The 3,641-nt window shown below is 41.4% G+C and carries 1 protein-coding gene; it reads left to right on the forward strand.

All coding sequences use genetic code 11. The features are described 5' to 3' along the window. Positions 1 to 170: 170 nt before the first annotated feature. Positions 171 to 3,410, forward strand: coding sequence for an exodeoxyribonuclease V subunit beta (locus HMPREF9075_RS10960; RefSeq protein ID WP_009751418.1), 3,240 nt, complete (start codon positions 171 to 173; stop codon positions 3,408 to 3,410). The last annotated feature ends 231 nt before the right edge of the window (positions 3,411 to 3,641 follow it).

The raw sequence follows: 3,641 nt of genomic DNA on the forward strand, positions 1-3,641 counted from the left end.
AGCGAACCTTGAGCGAAGGATGAGCGAAGGATAACACTTTTTTCTACCCACCCGTCCCAGCAATTCAAAATTCAAAATTCAAAATTCAAAATTCAAAATTCATAACTTTTCGTATATTTGCATTTTATTTCAAAGTGCAGTATAGTGCCAATTTGCTTAATTATTGAAAAATGTATACAATTTATAACGCATCAGCAGGTTCAGGAAAAACCTATAGCCTCGTAAAGGCTTATTTAGCTATTATCCTCAAACAAACACCCAATTTCAAACAACTATTGGCTATAACGTTCACCAATAAAGCTGTTTTTGAAATGAAAAACCGTATTATTGAGTTATTAGGACTCTTTGCTTCCGATAAAGTAAAAGACCAAGAACCCTCTATGTTCAAAGAACTCCGCCAAGAACTCGGTTTTACTGTCAATGAGTTGCAACAACGTTCACAAAGAGCCTTGCAGTATATCCTGCACAATTATGCCTCCTTCAATATCAGCACTATAGATGCTTTCAATCACCAGCTCATACGTCATTTTTCTCACGATTTGCACCTCAATCCTTTCTTTGAAGTGCAGCTAGAGAGTACTACTATTTTGCAGCAGGCAGTAGACAATTTGCTCAGCAGGGCAGGTACCGATAAGGCACTTACCCAATGGCTGATAGCCTTTTCCAATGAAAAAATTAATGAAGATAAAAGCTGGGACACTACCCAAGAGCTGCTAAAGATAGCCCAGCTGCTCACCGTAGAAAACCACCACGAGGCACTGCAAACTCTCAAGGACAAAACCTTAACTGATTTTGCAGCACTCAAGCACATTTTGCAGCAGCACAAGCACACCGTGCCACAACTCATAACCCAAGAAGCCAACAACTTTTTAACACTGATGAGCCAACACCAGCTCACCGCCAAAGAGTTTAACAGAGGCTATCCCTATAAATTCTTTGAAGATCCCACTTCGCTACCTCATAAAAAAATAGATAGTTGGGATACAGCTGTATGGCAACAAAAGCTACTCAATGATGAAAAATTATATACCGATAAGGTAGGAAAAACACACGGCGCAATTATTGATAGTCTGCACCCTCAAATAAAACAACACTACTTGCATATCAAAAAGCTTTTTGCTTTTCGTAGTTTTATAGAAAATGCCCTCAAATACCTGCCACCATTAGCATTGCTCAACCAAATACAAGCCGAGATAAGCCTTATAAAAGACGAAGAAAATATACTACCTATATGGGAGTTTAACAGCGTGATTAGCAGCGAACTGATGAGTCAAGCCGAGCGATTTCCGCACGTAGTACCATTTATTTATGAGCGTATAGGCGAAAAATTCAGACATTATTTTATAGATGAATTTCAAGACACTTCAGTATTGCAATGGAAAAACCTCCTGCCGCTGGTAAAAAACGCCTTGCAGAGCGAAGAAGACGGACAAGTAGGGTCGTTGTTATTGGTAGGCGATGCTAAACAGTCTATTTACCGATGGCGAGGAGGCAAAGCCGAACAATTTATCAGCTTGTACGAACAACAAAGCCACCCTTTTGATGTGGAGTTACACCTGCAACACCTTACCGAAAATTACCGCAGTTTACCACAGATTATCAATTTTAACAACGCCTTCTTTGCCTCGGTAGCAAGCGAATTTGAAACCGAAACTTATAGGAAATTATACGAGAACGCCCAGCAGCAGTACCCCAAAAGCAAGGAAAACCAACACTTGCCCGAAGGCTATGTGGAAGTAACTTTTGTTTCTACCAAATCCGACGAATCTGAAGAATCCGACCAACCCGACCAACCCAATACCGAATTAGATTCCCCCATAGGAATCACCCAGCGCGAACTGATATATTGCGAGCAAGTATTACAAAAAATACAACACGCCCTTGCCGCAGGAGCCGCTTATAAAGATATTACGGTTCTTACCCGCTACAATCGTGAGGGGGCAGCTGTTGCCGCCTATTTATCACAACATACTATAAAGGTGATCTCGCCCGATTCGTTGTTGCTGAAAAATGTACCTGCGGTGCAGTTCCTCATCGCCTTATTGCGATTGTTATACCAGCCCGAAAGCCAACAGCTAAAACTTGCTATGTTGTTTGATTATTTACGATTAGGACGCATTGCCGATGCCGATGCCCATCAGTTTTTAAGCACCTATGTAAATGCCCCTGTAGAGACCTTTTTTAGCGAGTTTGGTTTTTCAGTCGAAAAGTTTAATGAATATTCGTTGTATGAAGGGGTAGCCTTTGCTGTGCAGTGTTTTAATTTGCCTCATAAAGAAACAACCGAGCCTATGGCTTCCGATGCTTATTTGTCGGACTTTATCAATCTGTTGTTTGATTTCAAAAATGCCCGCAAAGGAGGCTTGTCAGATTTTTTAGAATATTGGAACGAAAAACAAGAAGAGCTCAGCATCAGCCTGCCCGAAGGATTAGATGCCGTTACCATACTTTCGGTACATAAGAGCAAAGGACTTTCAGCCCCCGTGATTATTTATCCTTTTGCCGATAACGTACTAAAGAAACCGCGTACCGAAATGTTGTGGTGTCCCGTTTTGCCCGAAGAGTTTGCGGGATTTACTCATTTATTGGTGGGCAGCAACAAGAGTATGGAGCAGTATAAGCCTACACAGTCCATTTACCAACAGTTTCAAGAAGAACAGTTGCTCGATAATCTCAATGTACTATATGTAGCTCTCACCCGTCCTATATCGATGTTATATGTGATTAGTGCTTTGCCCGAAAAAGAAGACGAAAAAGTAACCTATGGCACCTTATTAAAAAAATACCTCAGTAGCAGCAAAGCAACTTCTACTGAAACCTCCGATGCCAGCATTTATGCCATAGGCACACCAGCGATGTCACCCGTCAAAGAAACTAAAAAGAACGAAGAAGGAGTGGTGTATTTTCAGCAAGGATGGGCAACACCGCAGTATAAGATAGCCACAGGAGCTTCGTTGTTATGGGACACCCACCAGCAAGAAGCCATAGAGCGAGGAAATATCATTCACCAGCTATTGGCAAACATATATTATGCCGAAGACTTACCCCAAGTACTTGCCGATGCCCAAGAAGAAGGAATGCTCTCGGCAGCCCAAGTAGCACTATTAGCCCCCCAGCTACAACAGTTGCTTACTGATGAGAAACTGAAACCTTTTTACACACGCTCCTATAATTATTGGAATGAGCGAGAGTTTATAGACCAGCGAGGGCGTTATTATCGTCCTGATAGGTTAGCTTATGATGCCAATAAACGAGAGATATTTATAATAGATTATAAAACAGGCGAACCACAACCGCAGTATGCACAGCAATTGGCTTATTACGCTCACAATTTAGAAACTTTAGGCTGGAAAGTAAAAGCTAAATACTTGGTATACATAGCTACCAATGAAGTAATATTGTTAAAATGATGTTAATTGTGTAAAACCTTGTGGTAGTGTAAAAATAATATTGTACTTTTGCGCTGTGTATATTAGTCTTAGGTGAAAGTCCTCACCCCCCGTTCCCCCTCCCCAAAAGGGAGGGGGGCAGTGCGCAGTAGTGCGGTGTAAAAGAGAATTTTGAATTGGGGCACAAGCTGCAAGCTTGCGCCAGCGAGGTGAGACTATACGACTAATAATTAAACAAAAAAGTATCTAACA

The organism is Capnocytophaga sp. oral taxon 332 str. F0381 (assembly GCF_000318275.2).
GTDB classification, from domain to species: Bacteria; Bacteroidota; Bacteroidia; order Flavobacteriales; family Flavobacteriaceae; genus Capnocytophaga; species Capnocytophaga bilenii.

Excerpts from the sequence above, each read along its gene's own strand:
- HMPREF9075_RS10960 (WP_009751418.1), top strand. The coding sequence starts at position 171 with ATGTATACAATTTATAACGCATCAGCAGGTTCAGGAAAAACCTATAGC.